This is a genomic window from Sphingopyxis sp. JAI128, assembly GCF_014207235.1.
Classification (GTDB): Bacteria; Pseudomonadota; Alphaproteobacteria; order Sphingomonadales; family Sphingomonadaceae; genus Sphingopyxis.
In genome coordinates this window covers 251,608-276,246 of record NZ_JACHDA010000003.1, presented here as the reverse complement: position 1 = coordinate 276,246, position 24,639 = coordinate 251,608, and the positions used below count along the sequence as shown (strand labels likewise).

Sequence of the window (24,639 nt, the reverse complement as noted above, 5' to 3'; positions counted from 1 at the left end):
GGCCTATTCGGCGGCGCCCGGCGCCCGCCTGCCCTCGCGCTGGTCGCGCAGCCGCAGCAATTGTTCGAGGAACGGCCGCGCCTGCGCGCCCATATGCGGGTCGAACGCGATCGACTGGGCGAGCCGGATCGCCGATGTGAAGCGACCCCGGTTGGCGAGCGCGAAGGCATGGGCAACGCGTATCTCGATATTTTCGGGGGCAAGCCGGAACGCCTGTTCGAGCCCGTCGACCGCGATGTCGGGCGGCGCCTCGCCCTGATCGATGAAGCTCTGGAAATAGACGTAGAGCGGCAGCGGATCGTCGGGATCGGTCCGGTTCGCAAGGGCGATGGGCTCGCGCGCCTTTTGCCAGCCGGCATCGTCATAATCGCCCTTTTGCTCGAGTTCGTGCATCAGCAGTTCGCCGAGCAGGACGTTGGCGCGGACATGATCGGGGTCGATCGCGATCGCGCGGTCGAGTGCGCTTCGTACCGTGGCGAGGTCGCGGCTTTCCTTGTCGAGCGCCCATTCGGCGGCCGCATATTCGAACCAGACCGCCGCGTCGCCCGCATGGGCCGATGCCAGCGTCCGAAGGCCGTCGCGGGCGGCGCGGGCATCGTCCGCCGAGCGGGCGTTCAGCCGCGCGAGCCGCAGCGGGATCGCGGCATCCTCGCCCGGGGGCAGGGCGGTCACGGCGATCCGGGTGGGAACGGGGATCGCGTCGCGCGTGATGCGATAATTGAGCGGGCGCCGGAGATAGGCGGCGAGATCCTTGTCGAGCCGGTCGAGGTCGCCGAACACCTGGCGCGCCGCCTGTTCGGCTTCGATCCCCGCATTGATCGCACGGGCATAGGCGACGAGTTGCCCGTCGCGCGGCGTATCGTGGAACAACATATGCGTCAAAAGCCAGGCGCGCCCATAATAGACATCGACCTGGCCGACCGTCTTCAGCGAATGGGGGTCGGTCGCAAGAAGCGTCTCGACCGGTATCTGCGGCAATTCCACAAGGCCATATTGCCGGCCATAGGCGGGTTTGCCGATCAGTGCCTTGCCATTCTTGTCGAAATCGATCGTCGAATAATATTCGGCAAACCCCTCGATAATCCACGCCGGATAGGCGCCGGTGCGATAGCGCTTCATGAAATGATGCGCATATTCGTGGAACAGCGTTTCCTGCGATGCCGAGGTGCCGCGCGAGCGCCCGCCATTCTCCCGGTGCGACACCGCGAAGCTGCCGTCGCGATCGGTCCGGTAGAAGCCGACGAAGGACGCGGACCGCGACCCGGTGTAGAGCTTTGCGACCTCGCCGGTCGAACCCAGCAGATAGATGGGCAGGCGATTGGCTTCGCCCTGTTCCTTGACCTCGAGCAGCAGGCGTAGCGCGACGTCGAACCGCTGAAGCGTCGCCGCGAACTCGCGCAGCGATTTTTCGCTGCCTTCGCTGTAGATGATGAAACTGTCGGTTTCCGCGCGCATCCAGCGCGCATCGGCCGCAGTTGCGACAAGTGCCGCGACCATTGCGGCCGCTGCTGCCCAAATCCTGATCATGAAAGCTCCCCCGGCTTTATTGTTTCCATGCTGACAGCACGGCGCCGAGGTGTAAAGTCCTGCCTTTCAGACGAAACTATAAGGGTCGATGTCGATCGCGAGCCGTGCCTTGGTCGACCATTCGACGCTGTCCACCCACGCGCGGATCGTCCCTTGCAGGTCGAAGCTGCGCGGCGCGTGGAGCAAGAGGCGGAAGCGGTGGCGGCCGCGCAGCATTGCGAGGGGCGCCGGCGCGGGCCCGTAGACGGCGAGCCCTTCGGCTACCGGCGCCTTCGCTCCCAGTCGCTGCGCCTGCCCGCGCGCGACCTCGATATCCTCCGACGAGATGACGAGCGCGGCGAAGCGGCCATAGGGCGGCGCGCCGGCGAATTTGCGCGCGGCGGCCTCGGCCGCGTAAAAACCGTCGCGGTCGTTTGCGACGAGTGCCGCCATCACCGGCGCCTCCGGCACGCGCGTCTGGATCAGCACCTCCCCCGGCTTGACCCCGCGCCCCGCGCGCCCCGCGACCTGCGCGATCTGCTGAAAGGTACGTTCGGAGGCGCGGAGGTCGCCGCCGTCGAGCCCGAGGTCGGCGTCTACGACGCCGACGAGCGTGAGGTTGGGGAAATGATAGCCCTTGGTGACGAGCTGGGTGCCGATGATGATGTCGACGAGGCCGCCTTCGACATTGTCGACGAACTCGGCGGCCTTGGCGGGCGACCAGAGCGTGTCCGAGGTGACGATAGCGGTGCGCGCTTCGGGGAAGCGCAGCGCCACCTCGTCGGCGACGCGCTCGACCCCGGGGCCGCACGCAACAAGACTGTCCTCGTCGTCGCATTCGGGGCAGAGCCGCGGCGGCGGCATCACGTGGCCGCAATGATGGCAGGCGAGGCGGTGGACGAGGCGGTGCTCGACCATCCACGCGGTGCAGTTGGGGCACTGGATGCGGTGGCCGCACGTCCGGCACAAGGTCAGCGGCGCGAAGCCGCGGCGGTTGAGGAACAGCAGGCTCTGCTCACCCTTTTGGAGCCGGTCGGCGAGCGCGTCGACGAGCGGCGGCGCGAGCCAGCGGCCGCGGTCGGGCGGGTCCTGCCGCATGTCGATCGCCGCAAGGTCGGGCAGCGTCGCGCCGCCGAAGCGCGCGGGCAGCTGGATATGGCGATAGCGGCCGGCCTCGACCATTGCGAGGCTTTCGAGCGCGGGGGTCGCGCTCGCGAGGATGACCGGCAGCCCTTCGAAATGGCCGCGCATCACTCCGACGTCGCGCGCGTGATAATGGACCCCGTCCTCCTGCTTGAAGCTCGTCTCATGCGCCTCGTCGACGACGATCACGCCGAGATTGGCGTAAGGGAGGAACAGTGCCGAGCGCGCGCCGACGACGATCTTCGCTTCGCCCGCGGCGATGCTGTGCCAGGCGCGGCGGCGCTCGGTCGAGCGCAGTCCCGAATGCCAGGCGACGGGCTCGCAGCCGAAGCGCGCGGCAAAGCGCGTCAGCATCGGTTCGGTCAGCGCGATTTCGGGGAGGAGGACGAGCGCTTGCTTGCCCGCGCCGATCGCGGCGGCGATCGCTTCCATATAGACTTCGGTCTTCCCCGATCCGGTGACGCCGTCGAGGAGCAGCGTTTCGAATTGCGCCGCCGCGACCGCGTCGCGAAGCTGCCGTGCCGCTGCCGTCTGTTCCGCCGACAGGTCGGGTGGAGCAAAGGTGGAATCGGGCTGCGGATAGGGCTGGTCGGCCGACACGCTCACTGCTTCGAGCGCGCCCGTCTGGACGAGCCCGCGGATCACCGCCTCGCTGACTTCGGCCATCGCGGCGAGTTCGCGCACGATGCCCTGCCGCCGGCCGATCTTTTCGAGCGCGACGGTGCGCTGCGGGGTCATACGGGCGGGGAGTTCGCCGGTGGCGCGATATTCGACGATCGGCCGCCGCGCATCGGCGAAGGCTGCGCCGGGCAGTACCATGCGCAGCACCGATCCCGGCGGCGCCAGATAATAATCGCTCGTCCATTCGATCAGGCGGCGGAGAGGCGCCGCGATTGGCGGCACGGCCACCACTTCGAAGAGGTTGCGCAGCCGGTTGTCGCCGACGGGTTCCGGCGCGCCGAACGCGCTGTCCTCCCACACCACGCCGCCCATCTTGCGCGGGCCGAGCGGCACGACGACGACGCTGCCGAGCGGCGCTTCGCTGCCCTGCGGAACGCGATAATCGAGCGGGCCGAGAGCGGCGGTCAAAAGGAGGACGCGGGCGCGGGTCATGGGCTGCGCAGGATATAGGGCGGCGGGTAAAATAGGAAAGCGCCTAGGGTGGCAGTGTCGGCTAGTGACCGATAGTTGCCCTAAATCCTCCCTGTGGCGAAGCCATGGGGAGGTGGCAGCGCGAAGCGCTGATGGAGAGGCTTAACGCGGCCCCTCCACCTCCCGATCGCTTCGACCCCGGATCAAGTCCGGGGTGACGAGGGGGGAGCTGGCTGTGACGGCTAACCACCCCGAAGCTGACGCGGCCCAGCGCGACTAGACCGATGCCAGCGCCGCTGTCGTTGCCGGTGGCTTCGCCGGCTTCGGCCGCCGGAACCAGAAACTCCACACCGCGAAGCTCCCGAGCAGCGTCAGCGCGAGGCCCGAGATCGTCATCACGATCCGCCACGTCCAGCCGCCGACCTTCGACGCGTGGATAGGGAAAGCCTTGTTGAACGCCTGGGCGCCGGACGGCATTGCGAGAGCGTCGCGCGCGCCAAGCAGTTTGCCGCTCGCCGCGTCGAACCACAGGGTCGAGCGACCGTTGGGGAGCCATTCCGCCTGTTGTCGCATGCGCAGGCTGATCGGATCGCCCGTCTTGCGCGGCAGGCTGAGGATGCGGAATTCGGCGTCGGGAAAACGGCGCCGCGCTTCAGCCAGCATCGCCGCATAATCGGGTTTTGTGGCGAGCGGGCCGCCCTTGTATTTCGGCGGTTCGATGGCCTTCGCGGCCTCGGCGGGCGAGCCGAAGGGCGCGATCATCATCATCGCGAAGGGGCGGAAGATCATCATCGTGCCGGTGACGATCGAGATCAGCAGCAAGGGCGCGACGACGATGCCGAGGTCGCGGTGGTGCATGAGGATCGACGGGCGCGACAGGCGCTTCGGCCACAGGCGAAGCTGGAATGTCCGCCGCGTGCGCCACCACAGGACGACGCCGCTGATCACGAAGAACAGCCCGCACAGCCCCGCGATGCCGATCACCCATTCGCCGCTGTCGCCGGCGAACAGGTGATGGTGGAAGTCGAAGATCCAGAGTTCGGGCCGTTCCCACTGGCTCGGCCAGCGCGTCGCGATCTCGCCCGACTGGCTGGCGTAGGCGCCCGCGCCCTCTCCAAAACGTAGTTGGTGCAGCCCGAAGCGCTCGTCGGCAAAGATGATGCCCTGCGCGCCCGGCGTCGCCATCAGCTTTTCGGTGGTCGCAGCGACCGTCGCGAGGTCGCCGCGCAGCGCATCGCCCGTGCCCGGCACGCCGATCCACAGATGCTCGTAGAGCAGGATCGTGCCCGACAGGCCGAGCAGCGCGAGCAGGAGGCCGATCAGGCCCCCCGTCCAGCGGTGTAGCGTGTCGAGCAGCTTCATCATTTAAAAGCGATAGTCCCAGCCGAGCGTGAAGGTCCTGCCGCGCCCCGCGAAGTTGAAGAAATTGTCGGTCGGGCGCTGGGTGTCGCTTGCGTAACTGATATATTGCTTGTCGAACAGGTTCGACACCGCGAAGCTGATCCCCCCGATGCTGGTCTGATAGCGGACGATCGCGTCGGTGAGGTTGTACCCTTCGAAATCGTTGCGCGCATCCCGGTTCGGGCCGCGGAAGGTGCGCGCCAGGTAGAATTGCGTCTGCACGCGCGCCGAGACAGGGCCCTTCGCGTAGGCCGCGGCCAGGTTCAGCCGGTCGGGCGAGATATTCGCGCCGTCGAGATCGGTTTCGACCACGCCGTCCTCGTCGTCGTCGAACCGGCCGGTGATATGCGCATAGCCCGCCGAGAGCGTGAGCCCGTCGACCGGCATCCTGACCGCGAGATTGATCTCCAGCCCCTCGATCTCGACGCGCTGGCGCTGCACGTCGAAAATTCCGTCGGGGCGCGCGATGAGCAACTGGCCCTTCTTGCTCGACGACCAGAAATAGGTGGCGCTGGCATCGAGCGGGCCGCGCTTGACCTCGACCCCCAGTTCGCGGTTGTTCGAGACGATCGGCGAGATATCGAGGAAATTGTCGATGTCGGTTCCCGCCGTGCGCACCGCGCGGGTGATGCGGCCGACGTCGGGGACGGTATAGCCCTCGGCATAGCTCGCATAGGCGCGAATGCCGGGGACCGGCTCGACGATCACGCCGCCGTTCAGCAGCACATCGTCGAAAGTCGGGCTGCCGCCGGCGACGGCAACACCGCCGTAGGTCGATTCATCGGTGCCGTCGAAGGTGGTCGACGCGAGCGTGCGATAATCGTCGATCGTGATCTTCACATTTTCATAGCGCACGCCGCCCGCGAGCCGGACAAGACCGTTCGCCAGCTTGAGGTTCGCCTGGCCGAAGGGCGCAAGGCTGCGGAAATCGGTCGGCGGCACCCAGGCGCGGTCGGTCGCGATCAGCCTTTGCTCGGTCGAATCCCACAGCGCGTCGAACCCCGCGATCAGCGTCAGCGCATCGAGCCCCGGCACCGTCCGTTCATAGCTCAGCTTGCCGCCATATTTGCGGCTGCGGTTCTGCGACTGGTCGAACAAGGTGCCGCGCGGCGCGATCGCCGGATCCTGGAAGGTCGCGATCGGGTTGGGTTCGCCGCCGAAGGTGTCGCGGCTGCGGTTCCAGAAAATCTGGCTGATGAAATTGCCGCCGCCAAGGTCGGTATCGGTGAGCGACAGCGCGACGCTTTCGGTGCGCCCCGTCGCGGGGACGCCCGGCGGGATGCCCGGTTCCGCGCTCGTCGGCACGCCGCCGAGCTTGTTGCCCGCGACCGCGGCATAATCGCCGTCGCCTTCGAGTTCGAAGCGGCTGGCGATCAGGTCGAGCCGCATCGTGTCGGTCACCGCGTAACCGAAGCGGCCGAACAGCGAGAGCGTTTCCGAATCCTGCGTTTCGCCCTGCGTCAGGTTGATCCCGACGGGCCGGCCTTCGCCGTCGAAAAAGACGCCGCGCCGTTCCCAGGCGGCGCCGACCGACGCATCGAAGCGCCCGGCCTTATATTGGACCAGCCCCGCGACCTTGCCGCCCATGCCCTCGTCGGAGAAATCATTATCGGCGGTTGCCTGGAGCAGCGCGCGGCCCGACACGCCCTCTTCGGCCGGTGCACCGACGGTGACCTGGTTGACGATGCCGCCGGTGCCGCCGACCCCCTGCAACGCGTTCGACCCGAAGATCAGCTCGACCCGGTCGACGAAAAAGCCGTCGATCGTGAAGCCGTCGCGGCTGCCGTCGCGCAGCGGGGTCGATTGAGGGATACCGTTGATCGCGTAAAGCGGCGATCGGCCGCGCAGCGTCTCGCCCGCGCCCGAGAGCTTCTGGCGCGTCGGCGAGAAGCTGGGCGAGAGCGTCGCGACCGCGTCGGTGACCGACCCCGAGATCGCGATCTGCTGGTCGAGCACATCCTTGTCGATCACATCGATCGTCAGCGGCAGCGCATTCGGCGGCAGGATCGTGCGCGCCGCGGTGACGATGATCGTGCCTTCGTCCTCCGCCGTGTCAGCGGGCGTCATATCCTGCGCGAACGCGGGCGAGGACAGCGCCGTGCAAGCGAGCGCGGCGAGAGCGAATGTGCGGTTCATCTAAAACTCCTGTTCGGAGCGCGCGCTAGTGCGACACATTCGCAAAAGCAAGAGGAAAGGCAATCCTGTATCGACCAAGGGACAGGGGACAGCCTCGTCAAAGCGCGCTATCATCTTAGCAATGCGGGAAAAGGAACTACGCTTCGCCCTGATCTGTTACGGCGGCATCAGCCTTGCCGTATATATGCACGGCATCACCAAGGAGATTTGGCGGCTCGCCGCAGCCTCGCGCGCCTTTCACGACCGCGCAGCGATGGACGGGTCGGGCGGCGTCTACCGCGACCTGCTCGCCGCGATCGCCGAGCGGGCCAATATCAAGCTGCGTGTCCTTCCCGACATTATCGCGGGGGCGAGCGCGGGCGGGATCAACGGCATCTTCCTCGCGCGCGGGCTCGCGACGGGCAAGTCGCTCGATCCGCTGACCGAACTGTGGCTGGACGACGCCGACGTCGACAGCCTGCTCGACCCCGACGCGCGGCCCTTGTCGGCGATGACGAAATTCTGGGCGGTGCCGATCGCCGGCTGGGCGATGAAGCGGCGCGGCAATGCGATCGACCGCACCGTCGGCGAGGGCGCGCAGGACGAGGTGCGGGCGAAGCTGTCGCGGTTCGTGCGCGCGCGCTGGTTCGAACCGCCCTTTGGCGGCGAGACGTTCACCAACCTGCTTCTGGACGCCTTCGACGCGATGGACGCGGGCACGCACGGCCCGCCGCTCGTTCCGGCCGCGCAGCCCATCGACCTGATCGTGTCGGTGACCGATTTTGCCGGGCACAAGGAACAGCTGACGCTCAACAGCCCGCCGCGCGTGACCGAGCAGGAGCATCGGTTGGTCATGCGATTCCGGCAGGACGGCCGCGCGGGCAAGCGGCTCGACGACGTGCCGGGGCTCGTCGCTGCGGCGCGCGCGACCGCAAGTTTTCCCGGCGCCTTCCCGCCCTTCACGCTGCGCGAGCTCGACACCGCGCTCGAAAAGCGCGGCGCCCGCTGGCCCGGCCGCGACGCCTTCATCCGCGCGCAGCTGCCGCGCGTTCCCGATGCCGACCCCGCCGACCGCGTGCTCATCGACGGGTCGGTGCTCGCGAATGCACCCTTCCGGCCGGCGATCGCGGCGCTCAAGCAGCGTCCGGCGCGGCGCGAGATCGACCGGCGCTTCATCTATATCGATCCCAAGCCCGACTATAAGTCGATCAGCATCGGCAGGCCGGGGGAACCCGACGAACAGGGCCAGCTTCCCGGCTTCCTGCCGACGATCCTTGGCTCGCTCTCGGCGATTCCGCGCGAACAGCCGATCCGCGAGAATATCGAGATGATCGAAGGCATGTCGCGCCGCATCCGCCGCATGCAGCACATCATCGACGCGATGAAGGTCGAGGTCGAGGAACAGGTCGCGGCGCTGTTCGGTACGACCTTCTTCCTCGACACGCCGACCCCGGCGCGGCTCGCGAAATGGCGCGCGAAGGCGCAGGACCAGGCGGCGGCGCGCGCAGGCTTTGCCTTTGCGCCTTATGGACATTTGAAGCTGTCGGCGGTGATCGACGAAATCGCGAACATCGTCGACCGGCTCGTCCCGCCCGAGGGGCCGGTGCATGTGATCAACCGCCGCATCGCGATGTGGACCGAGGCGCGCGCGCGGGGGCTCGACCGGATATCGGGCAAGAAGGGCGCGGGCGCGAGCAGCGATGCGATCGAGTTTTTCCGCACCCACGACCTCGGGTTCCGCATTCGCCGCCTGCGCTTCCTTGCGCGCGAACTCGATGCGTCGGTCGAGGCGACGCGCGAGCGGCGCGACCCGGTGTGCGAGGAAATGCGCGAGACGATCTTCGCCGCGCTCGGCCAATATCTCGAGCGCGAGGGTGACGCGTGGCTCGCCGAACTCGACGTGCCGGCCGATACCGAACCCGGACAGTGGATCGACGCGATCGCCGCGCGCCGCGACCTTGTCGCGCTCGATGCCGAAACCGACGAGGTGATCGCGGCGGCGCTTGCGAAGCTTCCCAAGGACGACCGGCGCACGATGCTCTTCGCCTATCTGGGCTATCCCTTTTACGACATCGCGACGTTGCCGCTCTTGCAGGGCGAGGGGTTCGACGAATTCGACCCGATCAAGATCGACCGCATTTCGCCGTCGGACGCCACCGCGATTCGCACCGGCGGCGCGGCGGCGATGCTGAAAGGCGTGGAATTCAACAGCTTCGGCGCCTTTTTCAGCCGCGCGTATCGCGAGAACGACTATTTGTGGGGTCGCCTCCACGGCGCCGACCGGCTGATCGATATCGTCGCGAGCAGCGTCACGGGCGAGGGCGCGTTCGCGGCGGAAGAGTTGACGGCGATCAAACGCCGCGCGTTCCACGCGATCCTCGACGAGGAGGAGGGGCGGTTGCCCAAGGTACAGGCGCTGATCGACGAAATCCGGGGCGAGGTCGGCTGACTCGACTCGTCAGTCCCGCTTTCGCGGGCGTGACGAAAAAGCATGTCGGGATAAACGATCAATCTGTCAGATCGTCCCACATTTCCTTGATGCGGCCGAAAAAGCCCTGGCTTGCGGGGCATTCCTCGCCCGTCTCGGTCTCGCGGAATTCGCAGAGCAATTCCTTCTGCCGCGCGGTGAGCCGCGTCGGCGTTTCGACGTCGATCTGGATGACGAGGTCGCCGTGGCCGCGACCGTTCAGGACCGGCATGCCCGCGCCGCGCTGGCGGAGCTGCTTGCCCGACTGGATGCCCGCCGGGATATTGATGTCGTGTTTCTTGCCGTCGAGCCCCGGAATGCTGATTTCCCCGCCGAGCGCGGCGGTGGTGAAGCTGATCGGCGCGCGGGTGAACAGCGTTGTGCCCTCGCGCTCGAAAACCTTGTGCCGCGCCATGTGCAGGAAGATGTAGAGGTCGCCCGGCGCCGCGCCGCGCGCGCCGCTCTCGCCCTCGCCAGACAGGCGGATGCGCGTGCCTTCGTCGACCCCGGCGGGGATGTTGACGGTCAGCGTCTTGCGCCGGTCGACGCGGCCTTCGCCGTGGCATGAATTGCAGGGGTCGGCGATGACCTCGCCCGCGCCCTGGCAGGTCGGGCAGGTGCGCTCGACCACGAAGAAGCCCTGCTGCGCGCGCACCTTGCCGTGACCGGCGCAGGTCGAGCAGCGGTTGGTCCGTGTGCCGGGCTTGGCGCCCGATCCGTCGCACGTCTCGCAGCGCGCCGCGACGTCGACCTGAATCTCGCGCGTAACGCCAGTGAATGCGTCCTCGAGCCGGATTTCCATGTCGTAGCGCAGGTCCGCCCCGCGCGCGGGGCCGCGCTGCTGGCGTCCGCCACCGAAGGCCGATCCGAAGATCGATTCGAAAATATCGCCGATGTCACCGAAATCGGCGCCATTGCCGCCGCCGAAACCGCCCGCGCCGCCATTGACGCCAGCTTTGCCGAAGCGGTCGTAGGCCGCGCGCTTCTGCGGGTCCTTCAGGCAGTCATAGGCTTCGCTGATCGCCTTGAAGCGCGCTTCGCTGTCGCCGCACCCCGGATTCTTGTCGGGGTGATATTTCATGGCGAGCTTGCGGTAGCTCGCCTTCAGCGCCGCCTCGTCGGCGGTGCGTTCGACTTCGAGAAGTTCGTAATAGTCGATGTCGAGAGACATAGGTCAAAGGCCCCCTCAACCCCGCCGCACCCCAAGGTGCGGCGGGGAGAGTTTCATTCTTACTTCTTGTCGTCTTCGACTTCCGAGAATTCGGCATCGACGACGTCTTCGTCGGTCTTGGCCGAATCGGCTTCGTCGGCGCCGGGGGACGCGGCCGACTGCTGCTCCTTCTCGTAGATCGCCTGGCCGAGCTTCATCGCGACCTGCGCGAGCGCGCCGGCCTTTTCGGTCATCGCGGCGGCGTCGCCGCCCTCGACCGCGGTCTTGGCTTCGGCGATCGCGGCCTCGATCTCGGACTTCAGCGCGGCATCGACCTTGTCGCCATGTTCGGCGATCTGGCGTTCGGTCGAGTGGATCAGGCTTTCGGCGTTGTTCTTCGCTTCGGCCGCTTCACGGCGCTGCTTATCCTCTTCGGCGAACTGCTCGGCGTCCTTGACCATCTGGTCGATGTCCGCGTCGCTGAGCCCGCCCGAGGCCTGGATCTTGATCTGCTGTTCCTTGCCGGTGCCCTTGTCCTTGGCATGGACCGACACGATGCCATTGGCGTCGATGTCGAACGTCACCTCGATCTGCGGCACGCCGCGCGGCGCGGGCGGGATGCCGACGAGGTCGAACTGACCGAGCAGCTTGTTATCCTGCGCCATTTCGCGCTCGCCCTGGAACACGCGGATCGTCACCGCCGACTGGTTATCGTCGGCGGTCGAATAGACCTGGCTCTTCTTGGTCGGGATCGTCGTGTTGCGGTCGATCATCTTGGTCATGATGCCGCCCAGCGTCTCGATGCCCAGCGAGAGCGGGGTCACGTCGAGCAGCAACACGTCCTTGACGTCACCCTGCAGCACGCCCGCCTGGATCGCGGCACCGATCGCGACGACTTCGTCGGGGTTGACGCCGGTATGGGGTTCCTTGCCGAAGAAATCCTTCACCACGTCGCGGACGCGCGGCATGCGCGTCATGCCGCCGACGAGGACGACCTCGTCGATCTCGCTGGCGCTGACGCCGGCGTCCTTGATCGCCTTCTTGCAGGGTTCGAGCGTACGCTTCACCAGCTCTTCGACCAGCTTTTCGAGGTCCGAACGCGTGATCGTCTTCACAAGGTGCTTCGGCCCGTTGGCGTCGGCGGTGATGAAGGGCAGGTTGACTTCGGTCGTCGCGGCCGACGACAGTTCGATCTTCGCCTTTTCGGCGGCTTCCTTCAGGCGCTGGAGCGCCAGCTTGTCACCGCGCAGGTCGATGCCTTCGTCCTTCTTGAAACCGTCGGCGAGATATTCGACCAGCTTGCTGTCGAAATCCTCGCCGCCGAGGAAGGTGTCGCCGTTGGTCGACTTCACTTCGAACACGCCATCGCCGACTTCGAGGATCGAGATGTCGAACGTGCCGCCGCCAAGGTCATAGACCGCGATCGTCTTGTTCTCGGTCTTGTCGAGGCCATAGGCGAGCGCGGCCGCGGTCGGCTCGTTGATGATCCGCAGCACTTCGAGGCCCGCGATCTTGCCGGCGTCCTTGGTCGCCTGACGCTGCGCGTCGTTGAAGTAGGCGGGAACGGTGATGACCGCCTGCTCGACTTTTTCGCCCAGATAGGCTTCGGCGGTTTCCTTCATCTTCTGGAGGATGAACGCGCTGATCTGCGACGGCGAATAATCTTCGCCGCCTGCCTTGACCCACGCGTCGCCGTTGGCGCCCTTGACGATGGTATAGGGGACGAGTTCCATGTCCTTCTTGGTCATGGGATCGTCAAAACGGCGGCCGATCAGGCGCTTCACCGCAAATATCGTGTTTTCGGGGTTGGTGACCGCCTGCCGCTTCGCCGGCTGGCCGATCAGGCGCTCGCCATCCTTGGCAAAGGCGACGATCGAGGGGGTCGTGCGCGTGCCTTCGACATTTTCGATAACCTTGGGTTTTCCGCCTTCCATCACCGCGACGCAGCTGTTCGTGGTGCCGAGGTCGATCCCGATCACTTTGGCCATTGATAATAGGTCCTTGTTGCTTCTCCGGCGCCCTGAAAAGGCACGCCGTTCGTTGAGTCCCATGGGGTTTGATGGGGGCGATATAGGTGCGCTAATCCTTGGCACAAGGGTTTTGACCGCCTATCTGGAATCCGGAAATATCGCGCTTTTACGGAGTCCTCCCAAAATGAAACCCTTTGCCCTTGCCACCCTTGCCGCCACTGCGCTCAGCCTGACCGGGTGCGGCGAAAATCTGGGCGCCGGAAAGCCGCTCAACGTCGTCAGCGGGCATATCGTGATGGGGGCGACGCCGGATCGTCCGGCGGTTGGCTATTTCCGCGTCCAGGGCGGACCCCAGCCGGTCGAACTCGTCGCGGTGACCTCCGATCTCGCGCAGCGGGTCGAGATGCACGAAAGCGTCAAGGAAAACGGCATGATGACGATGAAGCCGCTGCTCCGCGCCGAGGTTCCGGCGAAGGGCGAGCTGGTGTTCAAACAGGGCGGCAAGCATTTGATGATCTGGGGCATCAACGGTGCTGCGGTGCGCGCGGGCAAGCTGCCGATGGCGTTCGTCTTCACCAACAATAATAATGAGCGCATCCTCTTCGACATGGTGATCAAGCCCGCCGAAGGCGCGACCGCCACCGAGCATGGCGCGATGGATCATGGTTCGATGGAAAAGGGCACCGAAACGGCGGCGCCGGACGCCGCGAAGAAATAAGCATCGGTGCCGCGTCCCTCGCGACCGCTGACGCCGGGCGAAACCGCGCTCGCCCGGAGCGTGTTCGGCGAGGCCATCACCTATGAGCGGGTGCGCATCTGCCCCCACAAATGGATATTCTTCCAGCCGCGCCATGTCGCGATGGCGCCGATGGGCAGCATCCATTTCAACCCGCACGGCGATCTTTATTGCGACGATTTCAGCGCCGCGTCACAGCGGCTCCAGGGATTGTTCATCCACGAAATGACGCATGTGTGGCAGGCGCAGACGCGCGGCCGCTGGTATCTGGTGCTGATGCGCCACCCGTTCGCGACCTATGGCTACAGCCTCAAACCCGGCTGGCCGCTGACCCGCTACGGACTCGAGCAACAGGCCGAGATCGTGCGGCATTACTGGCTGCTGACGCAAGGCGTCGTCGTGGGTGGTGCGCCGGGGATCGAGGCGTATCGTGCGATGCTGCCCGGGGCGTGGAGCGCCGGGTGAGGTCTCGGTTCGACCGGGGCTGCCGTTTCAGTTCTAATGACGAATATGGGGTCTCCAAAGCAGACGAATGCAAATTCGCCTGAAAAAGGCCTTTCCTACAATATCCGGCTATGCCAGCCTTCGTCCCGGCTCTTTCCTCGGGTGGATAAACGGTGGTGATGGTCCCGCTTGCGCGTGAGGCCGCGGCAGGGTTTGCGTTATGCGTTCGGCGATCCTCCCGGTCCCGAACGGGCGGCGCAGAGGGCTGACTTTTACTGACCTTTGGAAATTCATGCCGCCATGGCGAAAGACGGTATGACGGATGTCCACCCCCAACCGGCGCCCGTCCATTCCCCAATTATCCGCTAGCCAAGTCCCCGGCGTTCGTCCTATGTTCCCTGTATGGATGGAAGTTCGCTCGTTGTCGCCCTTATCGCTCTCGCCATCGGCGCGCTGATCGGCTGGCTGTTCGCCGGCCGGCAAGCGGGCGGGCTCAAGGCCCAGCGCGACGGGCTTTCGGAACGCTTCAAGAGCGCGGTGACCGACCTCGCGGCCGAGGCCGAGGCGCGCAAGGCGGCGGATATCCGGCTTGCGGCGGTGCTCAGCGAACAAAAAGCGCGCGACGCAGCGCACGAAGCGCAAATCGCCCAGCTCAAGGACGCACAGGCGGCGCTCACCGCGCAATTCCGCGAGGTCGGGCAGGCGATGCTCGATAGCGCGCAAAAGACGTTTCTCGAACGCGCCGACCAGCGCTTCAAACAGAGCGAGGAGACGGCGGGGCAGAATCTCAAGGCGCTCCTGTCGCCGGTGCACGAACGGCTGCAGAAATATGAGGAGGCGGTCGGCAAGGTCGAGGCCGAGCGCCGCGACGCCTTCGGCATGCTGCACGGCCAGATCGCGGCGATGCGCGAGGGGACCGAGCGCGTGTCGAGCGAGGCGGCAAAGCTCGTCAACGCGCTGCGCAACGCGCCCAAGGCGCGCGGGCGCTGGGGCGAGCAGCAGCTTCGCAACGTGCTCGAAAGCTGCGGGCTCTCCGAACATGCCGATTTCCAGACCGAGGTGAGCGTTGCCGATGGCGAAGGCGGGCGGCTGCGCCCCGACGTCGTGGTGAAAGTGCCGGGCGGGCAGAGCCTCGTCATCGACGCCAAGGTTTCGCTCAACGCCTATCAGGACGCCTTCGGTGCGGTCGACGACGGAGAAAAGACGGCCCACCTTGCGGCGCATGCCGCGGCGATGAAGGCGCATGTCAACGCGCTGGGGGCCAAGGCCTATTGGAACCAGTTTGCCGATACCCCCGACTATGTCGTGATGTTCGTCCCCGGCGAACATTTCCTCGCGGCGGCGCTCGACCATGATCACGAGCTTTGGGACTATGCGTTCGAGCGCAAGGTGCTGCTCGCGACTCCGACCAATCTCATCGCGATCGCGCGCACCGTCGCGGCGGTGTGGCGGCAGGAAAAGCTGGCGGGGCAGGCGCGCGAGATCGCCGCGCTGGGGAAAGAACTTTACGCGCGCATGTCGGTGATGGGCGCGCATATCGCGCGCGTCGGCAGGAATCTCGATCAGGCGACCGGCGCCTACAACGCCTTCGTCGGCAGTTTCGAAAGCCAAGTGCTGACGCAGGCCAAGCGCTTCGAGGCGCTCGACGTCGAAACGGGCGGCAAGGAGATTCCGTCGCTTCCCGTCGCCGAACAGGCGGCACGTCCGCTCGCGAAGCTGGCCCCGGCGCCCGCGGCGGTCAACGACGCGGGGGAATAGGTCCATCTTGCAAAACCGCCGGCATCGAGCGAAGTCGAGATGTGGTAAGGTTCAACGAAACCGGCGTGTCTCGACTGTGCTCGACACGAACGGAGCAGCGATTGTCTAGATCGCCCGCTTCAGCACCGCGGTCTGCCCGTCGGCGCCGGTCAGGAGCAGCGTTCCGTCGGCGGGAAAACTGAGGCTCACCGGGCCGCGCATCAGCGCGAAGAAGGTGTTTTCCTGCGTCATTCCCGCGCCGGGACACGCCATTTCGGTCGCCGTCAACGGTCCTGCTGTCAGCGTCCGGTCTTTATGCTCGTAAGATCCCGAAAAGCGGTTGCAGCCCGCGCTGCCGCTCAACCGTTCGCCCTCGAAGACGAGCGAAGTCGGGCGATCGGCCGCGACGGGCAGGCCGCCGATCGAAACGAAGGTCCAGTTGGTTCCCGCCAGCTCGCTCGGCGGCAGGATTGCGCCGCCGCAACCCGTCACCGTCTTGCCGTCGGCAATGACCGTCACCGTGTCGGCATAGCGACGGTCGCTCATCCCGTCGCTGCATTCGCCATGCGTCACATCTACCGTCAGCCGCGTCGTGACATAGCGTTCGCCGTTGAGGCCCGCCTTGGCGCCGGGATTGGGAACCATGATCTTGGTCTCGCCATAATCGCCGTCGTAGTTGAGCCGCGACGGCGTAATCTCGAGCGTCCAGCCCGGCTCGGTGCCGAGCGCCATATAGGCCTTGCGTGGTTCGCCGGGGCCGCGGGGCATGTCGCCGGCGGGGGCACAGGCGGCGATGGCAGCAAAGGCGGGCAGGGCAATGAGGAGTGGAGTGCGGATCATCGAATGGACCTTTCCTCTTCGTCATCCCGGACTTGGTCCGGATCCGTCCGGCGTCTGCTTATCGGCCGAAAGGAAGAATGGATGCTGAATCAAGTTCAGCATGACGAAGTCTATAGCAGTTTGCCGGGCGAAACTATCGCCGCTGGTTCAGCACTTCATAGGCCATCACCGCGGTCGCGACCGCGGCGTTGAGGCTGTCGGCCTTGCCCATCATCGGCATCTTCACGCGCACGTCGGCGGCGGCGGCATAATCGGCGGGCATCCCCTGCGATTCATTGCCGGTCAGGATGAAGGTCGGCGCGGCATAGCGAACGGCCTGATAATCCTCCGTATCGTTGCCGAGCCAGGTTGCGACGAGCTGGCCCGATCCGCGACGGAGCCAGGGCAGAAACTCCTCCCAGCGCGCGATCACCAGCTTTTGCGTGAAAATCGCGCCCATGCTCGCGCGCACCGCCTCGACCGCATAGGGATCGGTGCTGTCGTCGAGCAGAATCAGCCCGCCCGCGCCGACCGCATCGCCGGTGCGCAGTATCGTGCCGAGGTTACCGGGATCGCGCAGCCGTTCGGCGACGAGCCAGATCGGCGCCGCATCGCGGTCGAGATCGGCGAGCGTCGTTTTCGGTTCGACATAGATGCCGACCACGGTTTGCGGATTGTCCTTGCCCGACAGCTTCGAAAGGATTGCGGGCGTGGTGTCGATCACCTCGCCGCCCGCCGCCATCGTCGCATCGGCCAGCGCCTTCGCCAACGGATGCGCCGCGCCCTCGGGACCAAGAAACAACCATTGCGGCAGCACACCCGCCTCGCGCGCTTCGGTCGCGATGCGCAGCCCTTCCGCGAGGAAAAGCCCCTCGGCCCGGCGATGACGTTTTTCGCGCAGCAACCGCATCCGCTTGATCAACGGGTTCGACAGACTTTCGATTTGGGAACGGCGACCGCTCGCCATGGGCTCAATCCTCGCCGAAGCTGTCCTTGACCAGCCCGACGAGCTTCAAGAGCGCCGCATCGGCACCGTCGCCCCGGGTATGGATCGTGATCGAGTCGCCCTTGGCGGCGCCGAGCATCATCAATCCCATGATCGAGGTGCCGTTGACGCGCGATCCACCTTTTTCGACCTCGACCGACACGGTTTCGGGAAGGCGGCTGACGAAGGTGACGAACTTGGCGCTGGCGCGCGCGTGCAACCCGCGCTGGTTGGTGATTTCGACGGTCTCGCTATTTTCGGTCAAGGGCCTACTCCCAGCATTTCCGACGCGACCGAGATATATTTCTGCCCCGCTTCCTTCGCCGCGATCACCGCGGCGCGAAGCTCCATCGCCTTGCGCGCGCTTTCAAGCCGGATCAGCATCGGCAGGTTGACCCCCGCGATCACTTCGGTCCGGCCCGATTCGAGCAAGCTGATGGCGAGGTTCGACGGTGTGCCGCCGAACAGGTCGGTCAGCATCACAACCCCGCGCCCCTCATCGACCTCGCGGATCGCATCCGCGATTTCCTTGCGGCGCATTTCCATATTGTCGTTGGGACCAATACATACGGTCGCGACGGCGCGCTGCGGACCGACCACATGCTCCATCGCGCGGACCATTTCCTCGGCAAGGCGGCCGTGCGTCACCAGCACCATTCCCAAAAGCGGCAGAGCCTTATCGTTCGGCATGCAGTCGTCGACCCTTATGTGTTGCCGCCGGACGCGGACGCCGCGGGCGGGGGCTTGCCCTCAAGCCCATCTTGCGGGGCGGAGTCAAGGTTGCGGTGGGTGACCGTCGGCGCATGACCCGCCGCACGAAGCGTTTGCGCCACGCGGTCCGCGACATGGACCGAGCGATGCCGGCCGCCCGTACAGCCAAACGCAATGGTGACATAGCTTTTGCCCTCGGCGCGGTAGCGCGGCAACAAGGTCAGCAGCAGTGCCTCGATCTGCGATATGCTGCTTTCATAGGCGGGATCGGCGATAACATAGGCCGCCACCGCGGGGTCGAGTCCCGTTCCCGGACGGAGCTTCGGATCCCAATGCGGGTTGCGCAGATAGCGCATGTCGAACACCAGGTCTGCGTTGCGCGGCAGCCCGCGCGCAAAACCGAAGCTCAATATCGTCAGCACCGGCTCCTCGGTATGGGTATCGCCAAAGCGCTGGCGCACCTCCTGCTGTAAGTCGTTACTGCTGTAATTGGTCGTATCGACGACATGCTCGGCCCAGCGCCGCAGCGACTCCATCATCTCGCGTTCACGCGCGATGCCGTCGGCGGCGGGGCGATCCTCGGCGAGCGGGTGGCGCCGCCGCGTTTCCGAAAAGCGCCGTTCGAGTTCGGCACCGGCGCAGTCGATGAACAGCGTCTGGACATCGCGGCCGCCGGCCTCACGCAGCGCCTTGATCTGCTTGACCAGGCCGGCGGGCTTGAAACCGCGGCTACGGCTGTCGATCCCGACCGCCAGCGGGCGCGTCGCCTCGCTGTCCTTGGTCGGCGCAACGATCAGCGCCTCGAGCAGCGCGAGCGGCAGATTGTCGACGACCTCCCAGTCCAGATCCTCGAGCACCTTGAGCACCGTCGACTTGCCGGCCCCCGACAGGCCGGTGACGAGCAGCAGGCGCGGTTCGGCCCCATCGGTCATGGACAGCGCTTCATTCGCCGCCGCCCAGCCGGTCGAGCGCGAGCAGGATTTTGATCGGGGCGGACGCTTCGAACGCGGACAGCATCAGCAATGGCATGGCGTGGCCGGCGACAGTTTCGGCCTGTCCTTCGGACGGCATGCGTTCATAGCGTTCGGCAAGGCGCACCGCGAGCGCGAGCGAGATCGGGGCGGTCCACGACTGTTCGACGATGCCGAGCCCGCGGACCTCGATCTTGCCGGCGAGTTCGGCGGGGGGGCTGCACCACAGGTGGCTGCGTTCGAACCAGATGTCGCAGCGGTCGTCGGCCACAAGCCGCGCGCCGCGGTCGATCAATCGCAGTGCGAGGTCGGACTTCCCCTGACCAGAGAGGCCGAGCAGCAGGACGCCGCGACTGCCCACGGCGACGCAGCTTGCGTGGATGTTGATGATGTCGGGTCTGGTCCGGCTCGGCAGCATAGACGACGCTTACCGGCGACGAAGCGGGGCGGCAAGGCGATAGGCGGATCGGGTCAGGCCGAATCTGCCCCGCCTTCGCGCGCGGGAAGCGTGATCAGCAGGCTGCCCCCCCGCCTGCCGTCGTCGCGGTCCTTGGCGTTAATCGTCCCGCTATGGCCCTCGACGATCGTCCGCGCGATTGCGAGGCCGAGTCCGCTGTGGCGGCCAAAGGCTTCGCTGGCGGGCCGTTCGCTGTGAAAACGGCGGAAAATGGCCTCGCGTTGCGCTGGATCGATACCTGGACCGTCGTCTTCGACCTTCACATGCACTTCGTCGCCGAGGCGGGTTGCCGAGATGCAGACGAGGCCGGAGGGGGGGGAGAAGCTGATGGCATTGTCGATGACATTGTCGATCGCGCGTTCGAGCCGGTGACCGTCGCCCATCACCATCGTCGTGCCCTTGCGCGGGCGCGCGAAGGCGATGCGGGGTTGCGATGGGTCGGCATCGTCGGCACGCGCCGCGCGCGACGCGAGCATCGATTCGATCATGATGCCGACGTCGATCGGTTCGAACAGGGTGCGCGACAACTGGGCGTCGACGCGGCTCGCCTCGCTGATGTCGTTGACCAGCCGGTCGAGCCGGCGCACATCCTCGTCGGCGATGGCGAGAAGCTGCGCGCGCTGCTCGTCGCTCTGGACGCGGCCCAGCCCCTCGATCGCCGAACGCACCGAGGCGATCGGGTTCTTGAGTTCGTGCGTGACGTCTGCGGCGAAATGCTCCCCGGCGTCGATGCGTTCGCGCAGCGCCTGCGTCATGTCGGACAGTGCACGGGCGAGCGTGCCGATCTCGTCGCGGCGGCTCGGCAGGCGCGGTACGACGACCTCGCGCGCGCGGCCAAGCCGGACGCGCACCGCAGCCCGCGCGAGGCGGCGCAGCGGCCGGACGATCGTGCGCGCGAGAAATAGCGAAAGCAGCACCGAGGCAAGCAGCACGACGAAGAGGACAATCGCGATGCGGAAGCGTTCGGCGCGGACGGTGCGCGTGATGTCGCGCGCGTTGAGTGTCATCAACACCGTCTGCGGTGTTTCGATATCGACGACACGCGCAGCGCTGAGCAGCGGGGTGCGTTCGGGGGCGTATCGGAAGCGGCTCGTCGCGATGTCGCCGGTCTGCGCTTCCATCACTTCGGGCCATGCACGGGCGTTGTCCACCGCCGGTTCGGTGAAATCGGGGTAGCTCGGCGCGCCGACGATCCAGTCGATGCCGCGGTCCATGGCGCGCGCGGCATCGCGTTTCCACGGCTGCAGATCGGGGTCGCGCAGCGTATAGGTCGCGGGTCCGCTTTCGAAACTGTCGGAGATGCGCGTGCCGTCGGCGGCATAGAAACGCAGCCGCGATTCGGTCGCCGCGGCAAATTCGTCGATCAGCCGCGCGCGCTGGTCGGGGCGCGCCGCCTCGAGCGCGCGGTCGAGCATAGCGAGTTGGTCCTTCATCACCTCGATGCGCGTGTCGACGAGTCGGCTGCGATAGGTGTCGAGATAATAAAAGCCGCCGGCGAGCAGGGCGATCGCAAGGATATTGACCGCGAGGATGCGCGTCGTCAGCGACCAGCGCGCGGACCAGACGAGCGGCGATTCCTCCTGCTCGGCAATGCTCGCGTCGGGTTTCAGGGCGGCGGGATCCGGCATGTCAGGCCTCGTCGGCAAAGCGATATCCCGCGCCATAAAGGGTTGCGATCGCGTCGAATTCAGGGTCGACCTCGCGGAACTTGCGCCGCAGCCGCTTTATATGGCTGTCGATCGTGCGGTCGTCGATATAGACATCCTCCTGATAGGCGGCGTCCATCAGCTGGTTGCGGCTGCGCACGATCCCCGGGCGCCCTGCCAGCGTTTCAAGGATCAGGAATTCGGTGACCGTCAGCGTAACGTCCTTGCCGTCCCAACTGACCTTGTGACGCGCCGGATCCATGCTGAGCCGTCCGCGCGTGATCGGTTCGGCGACGGGTTCGTCGTCGGCGCCGGGCGCCTGCCGATTGAGCTCGACGCGGCGCAGGATCGCGCGGATGCGCGCGATCACGAGGCGCTGCGAAAAGGGTTTGGCGATATAATCGTCGGCGCCCATCGCAAGGCCGAGCGCCTCATCGATCTCGTCGTCCTTGCTGGTAAGGAAGATGACGGGAAGCTGGCTCTTTTCACGCAGCCGACGCAGCAGTTCGAGCCCGTCCATCCGCGGCATCTTGATATCGAAGACGGCAAGGTCGGGCGGATTGTCGATCAGCGGCTTCAGCGCCGCCTCGCCGTCCGAATAGACGCGCGTGACGAAACCCTCCGCTTGCAGGGCGATCGACAAGGATTGCAGGATATTGCGGTCGTCGTCGACCAGCGCGATGGTTGCCGTCATGCTCTTTCCGTTGGGGCCGACCTGACGAGCAATTAGCCGATAAGCCCCGTCGCGACAACCGCGGGTAGCGCGACCGCTTCACAGTCATACGCCCGTCGCAAGCGAGGCAAGACGGCGCTTTAATCTTTTGACCTTGCCCCGCATCGCCGCTAACGCGACCGGGATTTCGGAATCGAAGCCCCGTCGGCACCCCATATTCATGCGGGCCCATCGCTTTCGCATGACATGTCTTGCATACCTATGCAAAAATGCGAACGGGACAGAGGAAAGGCGAAGAGAATGACGAAGCTTGTGATCGGCACCGACACCGTCGAGACCAAGGCGGATGTGGCCGAAAACCTGGGCGCGTCGGCGCTGATCGAGGATGCGGTGCGCCACGACGAAGGCCTGCTGGCCAAAGATGGCCCGCTCGTCGTCGCGACGGGCAAGCACACTGGGCGCAGCGCCAAGGACAAGTTCATCGTCCAGGACGACGAGACGCAGGACACGATCTGGTGGGGCAAGACAAACGTCCCCATGACCCCCGACCGTTTCGCTGCCCTGAAAGCCGATTTCTTTGCGCACCTTGCCGAGCGCCCGCGCCTTTATCGCCAGCAGCTGTTCGGCGGATCGCAGCCCGAACATCGCGTCGCGGTGCAGGTCATCACCGAGTTCGCCTGGCACAGCCAGTTTATCCGCACTTTGCTTTGCCGCCCCACTCCGGCAGAACTGGCGTCCTTCGCCGCCGAATATACGATCGTCGACCTGCCGAGCTTCCGCGCCGACCCAGCGAAGCATGGCACGCGCAGCGAAACGGTGATCGCGGTGAACTTCACCGAAAAGCTGATCCTGATCGGCGGTACGCAATATGCGGGCGAGATGAAAAAGTCGGTGTTCGGCATCCTCAACTATCTGCTTCCGGTGAAGGGCGTGATGCCGATGCACTGTTCGGCGAACATCGGCGCGAACGGCGACACCGCAGTCTTTTTCGGCCTCAGCGGCACCGGCAAGACCACTTTGTCGGCCGATGCGTCGCGCACACTGATCGGCGACGACGAGCATGGCTGGTCGGACACCGCCGTCTTTAATTTCGAGGGCGGCTGCTACGCCAAGATGATCCGCCTCTCGCCCGAAGCCGAGCCGGAGATATATGCCACCACCAAGCGTTTCGGCACCGTGCTCGAAAATGTCGTGATGGATGCCGAGACGCGCGAACTCGATTTCGACGACGCGAGCCTCGCCGAGAACAGCCGCGGTTCCTACCCGATCGATTTCATTCCGAACACGTCGGAACAGAATATGGGCCCGGTGCCGACGAACATCATCATGCTGACCGCCGATGCCTATGGCGTGCTACCCCCGATCGCGAAGCTGACCCCCGACCAGGCGATGTACCACTTCCTTTCGGGCTATACAGCGCGCGTCGCGGGGACCGAGATCGGCGTGACCGAGCCCGAGGCGACCTTCTCGACCTGCTTCGGCGCGCCCTTCATGCCGCGCCACCCGTCGGTCTATGGCAATCTGCTGAAAGAGCGCATCGCCAAGGGCGGCGTCCAGTGCTGGCTCGTCAACACCGGCTGGACCGGCGGCATGGCGACAATGGACGGTATCAAGCGCATGCCGATCAAGGCGACCCGCACGCTGCTCAACGCCGCGCTCGACGGCAGCCTGAACGACGCCGAATTCCGCAAGGACCCGAACTTCGGCTTCATGGTCCCCGTCGCCGTTCCGGGCGTCGATCCGGCGCTGCTCGACCCGCGCGAAGCCTGGGCCGACAAGGCGGCATACGACCGCACGGCGCAAACGCTCGTCGGCCAGTTCGTCGACAATTTCGCACAATTCGCCGACTACGTCGATGAAGGCGTCCGCCAGGCCGCGCCGCAGGCTGCCGTCGCTGCTTGATTGACCCGGATCGCTTCCGGGTGCTCCTCCACCCGGAAGGACCGGACCAATGACCACCGACTACCGCCCGCGCCTGTTCGAGCGCGACGAAGATATCCGCGCGATCGGCTCCGGTCTTCTCGCGCGCACCCTGCCGCGCGAGGCTTGGACGCACGAGGCGCATCTCGCCGCGTGCCTCTGGCTGCTCAGCGAGCGCCCCGACGTCAATGTCGATGCCGAGATCGCGACAATCATCCGCCGCTTCAACGAGAGTGTCGGCGGCGTGAACGATGACACACAGGGCTACCATGACAGCATCACGCGCGCGTATGTTGCCGGTGTTCGGGCGTTCCTGTCGCAGACCCCCGAAACAAGGTTGGCGGAGCGCGTCAACGCGCTGCTGCTGTCGGACATCGGGGGCCGCGACTGGCCGCTGCGATTTTACAGCCGCGAACTGCTTTTCTCGGTGCCGGCGCGGCGTGGCTTCGTCGAGCCCGATCTGGCGCCGCTGCCCTGATCCTCGGCCAATGCTCGCAGTGAATTGGGACCGCGATAGCGACACATTAGCCGCGGCTTGCTGTCGCTGGGGTCAGGACCGAGCTGCCCCCTAATAAAGATGCCCCGGTTTGGCTGATTTCAGTCCAAGATTCATATCCGAGGTCGCCCAAGAGCAGCCGCGAGCTTTGCACGACGATATGAATCTGTCGTGTTTCGGTGGGCAGCCTCCGGCGTTGG

Annotated in this window: 20 protein-coding genes; 6 read left to right on the top strand and 14 right to left on the bottom strand. The window is 65.8% G+C overall.

The genetic code is table 11. From position 1 onward, the window contains the following. Positions 1-3 precede the first annotated feature (3 nt). The 4 genes from HDC35_RS08695 to HDC35_RS08680 all read right to left on the bottom strand — a co-directional run bounded on the left by HDC35_RS08695 (position 4) and on the right by HDC35_RS08680 (position 7,278). Positions 4-1,527: a hypothetical protein gene (locus HDC35_RS08695; protein WP_184645743.1), complete on the bottom strand. Its 1,524-nt coding sequence runs from the start codon at positions 1,525-1,527 to the stop codon at positions 4-6. A 66-nt stretch (positions 1,528-1,593) separates the two neighbouring features. Then, entirely contained in the window at positions 1,594-3,762 is a 2,169-nt protein-coding gene (locus HDC35_RS08690) for a primosomal protein N' (RefSeq protein ID WP_184645741.1), read from the bottom strand. Positions 3,763-4,017: 255 nt separating this feature from the next. Next, a complete protein-coding gene (locus tag HDC35_RS08685; RefSeq protein ID WP_184646505.1) occupies positions 4,018-5,103 on the bottom strand; it encodes a PepSY domain-containing protein in 1,086 nt (361 codons plus the stop codon). Between the two features lie 3 nt (positions 5,104-5,106). Then, complete coding sequence (locus tag HDC35_RS08680) at positions 5,107-7,278, bottom strand: TonB-dependent receptor (RefSeq protein ID WP_184645739.1); 2,172 nt, start codon at positions 7,276-7,278, stop codon at positions 5,107-5,109. A gap of 121 nt (positions 7,279-7,399) precedes the next feature. Between HDC35_RS08680 and HDC35_RS08675 the strand changes: the two genes are divergently transcribed. Then, positions 7,400-9,706, top strand: a complete 2,307-nt coding sequence (locus HDC35_RS08675) for a patatin-like protein (RefSeq protein WP_184645737.1) — start codon at positions 7,400-7,402, stop codon at positions 9,704-9,706. 58 nt (positions 9,707-9,764) lie between these two features. Here the strand turns inward: HDC35_RS08675 and dnaJ are convergent, their stop codons facing one another. Continuing rightward, positions 9,765-10,895, bottom strand: a complete 1,131-nt coding sequence (dnaJ, locus tag HDC35_RS08670) for a molecular chaperone DnaJ (protein ID WP_184645735.1) — start codon at positions 10,893-10,895, stop codon at positions 9,765-9,767. 59 nt (positions 10,896-10,954) lie between these two features. Beyond that, positions 10,955-12,862 (bottom strand): molecular chaperone DnaK, encoded by a 1,908-nt coding sequence (dnaK, locus tag HDC35_RS08665; protein ID WP_184645733.1) that lies wholly within the window; start codon positions 12,860-12,862, stop codon positions 10,955-10,957. Positions 12,863-13,028: 166 nt separating this feature from the next. On the opposite strand from dnaK, the gene HDC35_RS08660 reads away from it, so the two are divergent. The 3 genes from HDC35_RS08660 to HDC35_RS08650 all read left to right on the top strand — a co-directional run bounded on the left by HDC35_RS08660 (position 13,029) and on the right by HDC35_RS08650 (position 15,782). Then, a complete protein-coding gene (locus HDC35_RS08660; protein WP_184645731.1) occupies positions 13,029-13,562 on the top strand; it encodes a copper chaperone PCu(A)C in 534 nt (177 codons plus the stop codon). A gap of 6 nt (positions 13,563-13,568) precedes the next feature. Beyond that, positions 13,569-14,045 (top strand): vgr related protein, encoded by a 477-nt coding sequence (locus HDC35_RS08655; RefSeq protein ID WP_184645729.1) that lies wholly within the window; start codon positions 13,569-13,571, stop codon positions 14,043-14,045. A gap of 381 nt (positions 14,046-14,426) precedes the next feature. Then, positions 14,427-15,782, top strand: coding sequence for a DNA recombination protein RmuC (locus tag HDC35_RS08650; RefSeq protein WP_184645726.1), 1,356 nt, complete (start codon positions 14,427-14,429; stop codon positions 15,780-15,782). A 105-nt stretch (positions 15,783-15,887) separates the two neighbouring features. On the opposite strand, the gene HDC35_RS08645 is transcribed toward HDC35_RS08650, so the two are convergent. The 8 genes from HDC35_RS08645 to HDC35_RS08610 form a co-directional block, all read right to left on the bottom strand. Continuing rightward, entirely contained in the window at positions 15,888-16,601 is a 714-nt protein-coding gene (locus HDC35_RS08645) for an META domain-containing protein (RefSeq protein WP_184645723.1), read from the bottom strand. Positions 16,602-16,734: 133 nt separating this feature from the next. After that, complete coding sequence (locus HDC35_RS08640; RefSeq protein WP_184645721.1) at positions 16,735-17,547, bottom strand: RNA methyltransferase; 813 nt, start codon at positions 17,545-17,547, stop codon at positions 16,735-16,737. Between the two features lie 4 nt (positions 17,548-17,551). After that, positions 17,552-17,830 carry an HPr family phosphocarrier protein gene (locus tag HDC35_RS08635; protein WP_184645719.1) on the bottom strand — a complete coding sequence of 93 codons (279 nt, stop codon included), beginning with the start codon at positions 17,828-17,830 and terminating at the stop codon, positions 17,552-17,554. Beyond that, complete coding sequence (locus HDC35_RS08630) at positions 17,827-18,255, bottom strand: PTS sugar transporter subunit IIA (RefSeq protein WP_184645717.1); 429 nt, start codon at positions 18,253-18,255, stop codon at positions 17,827-17,829. The genes HDC35_RS08635 and HDC35_RS08630 overlap by 4 nt, the downstream gene beginning before the upstream one ends. A gap of 14 nt (positions 18,256-18,269) precedes the next feature. After that, positions 18,270-19,208 carry an RNase adapter RapZ gene (gene rapZ / locus HDC35_RS08625; protein ID WP_184645715.1) on the bottom strand — a complete coding sequence of 313 codons (939 nt, stop codon included), beginning with the start codon at positions 19,206-19,208 and terminating at the stop codon, positions 18,270-18,272. 10 nt (positions 19,209-19,218) lie between these two features. Continuing rightward, positions 19,219-19,665 (bottom strand): HPr kinase/phosphorylase, encoded by a 447-nt coding sequence (locus HDC35_RS08620; RefSeq protein ID WP_184645713.1) that lies wholly within the window; start codon positions 19,663-19,665, stop codon positions 19,219-19,221. Between the two features lie 53 nt (positions 19,666-19,718). After that, positions 19,719-21,332, bottom strand: a complete 1,614-nt coding sequence (locus tag HDC35_RS08615; protein WP_184645711.1) for a stimulus-sensing domain-containing protein — start codon at positions 21,330-21,332, stop codon at positions 19,719-19,721. Position 21,333: 1 nt separating this feature from the next. Then, positions 21,334-22,044, bottom strand: a complete 711-nt coding sequence (locus HDC35_RS08610) for a response regulator transcription factor (protein WP_184645709.1) — start codon at positions 22,042-22,044, stop codon at positions 21,334-21,336. 279 nt (positions 22,045-22,323) lie between these two features. Here HDC35_RS08610 and HDC35_RS08605 point away from each other — a divergent pair, with 279 nt between their 5' ends. Together HDC35_RS08605 and HDC35_RS08600 are read left to right on the top strand one after the other, a co-directional pair. Further along, positions 22,324-23,925 carry a phosphoenolpyruvate carboxykinase gene (locus HDC35_RS08605; protein WP_184645707.1) on the top strand — a complete coding sequence of 534 codons (1,602 nt, stop codon included), beginning with the start codon at positions 22,324-22,326 and terminating at the stop codon, positions 23,923-23,925. A gap of 49 nt (positions 23,926-23,974) precedes the next feature. Then, on the top strand, positions 23,975-24,421 hold the full coding sequence (locus tag HDC35_RS08600; RefSeq protein ID WP_184645705.1) for a hypothetical protein: 447 nt from the start codon (positions 23,975-23,977) through the stop codon (positions 24,419-24,421). Positions 24,422-24,639 lie beyond the last annotated feature (218 nt).

Bases quoted from the DNA above. Each gene is read 5' to 3' on its own strand.
- HDC35_RS08695 (WP_184645743.1), bottom strand. From the start codon at position 1,527: ATGATCAGGATTTGGGCAGCAGCGGCCGCAATGGTCGCGGCACTTGTC.
- HDC35_RS08690 (WP_184645741.1), bottom strand. From the start codon at position 3,762: ATGACCCGCGCCCGCGTCCTCCTTTTGACCGCCGCTCTCGGCCCGCTC.
- HDC35_RS08685 (WP_184646505.1), bottom strand. From the start codon at position 5,103: ATGAAGCTGCTCGACACGCTACACCGCTGGACGGGGGGCCTGATCGGC.
- HDC35_RS08680 (WP_184645739.1), bottom strand. From the start codon at position 7,278: ATGAACCGCACATTCGCTCTCGCCGCGCTCGCTTGCACGGCGCTGTCC.
- HDC35_RS08675 (WP_184645737.1), top strand. From the start codon at position 7,400: ATGCGGGAAAAGGAACTACGCTTCGCCCTGATCTGTTACGGCGGCATC.
- dnaJ (WP_184645735.1), bottom strand. From the start codon at position 10,895: ATGTCTCTCGACATCGACTATTACGAACTTCTCGAAGTCGAACGCACC.
- dnaK (WP_184645733.1), bottom strand. From the start codon at position 12,862: ATGGCCAAAGTGATCGGGATCGACCTCGGCACCACGAACAGCTGCGTC.
- HDC35_RS08660 (WP_184645731.1), top strand. From the start codon at position 13,029: ATGAAACCCTTTGCCCTTGCCACCCTTGCCGCCACTGCGCTCAGCCTG.
- HDC35_RS08650 (WP_184645726.1), top strand. From the start codon at position 14,427: ATGGATGGAAGTTCGCTCGTTGTCGCCCTTATCGCTCTCGCCATCGGC.
- HDC35_RS08645 (WP_184645723.1), bottom strand. From the start codon at position 16,601: ATGATCCGCACTCCACTCCTCATTGCCCTGCCCGCCTTTGCTGCCATC.
- HDC35_RS08640 (WP_184645721.1), bottom strand. From the start codon at position 17,547: ATGGCGAGCGGTCGCCGTTCCCAAATCGAAAGTCTGTCGAACCCGTTG.
- HDC35_RS08630 (WP_184645717.1), bottom strand. From the start codon at position 18,255: ATGCCGAACGATAAGGCTCTGCCGCTTTTGGGAATGGTGCTGGTGACG.
- rapZ (WP_184645715.1), bottom strand. From the start codon at position 19,208: ATGACCGATGGGGCCGAACCGCGCCTGCTGCTCGTCACCGGCCTGTCG.
- HDC35_RS08620 (WP_184645713.1), bottom strand. From the start codon at position 19,665: ATGCTGCCGAGCCGGACCAGACCCGACATCATCAACATCCACGCAAGC.
- HDC35_RS08615 (WP_184645711.1), bottom strand. From the start codon at position 21,332: ATGCCGGATCCCGCCGCCCTGAAACCCGACGCGAGCATTGCCGAGCAG.
- HDC35_RS08610 (WP_184645709.1), bottom strand. From the start codon at position 22,044: ATGACGGCAACCATCGCGCTGGTCGACGACGACCGCAATATCCTGCAA.
- HDC35_RS08605 (WP_184645707.1), top strand. From the start codon at position 22,324: ATGACGAAGCTTGTGATCGGCACCGACACCGTCGAGACCAAGGCGGAT.
- HDC35_RS08600 (WP_184645705.1), top strand. From the start codon at position 23,975: ATGACCACCGACTACCGCCCGCGCCTGTTCGAGCGCGACGAAGATATC.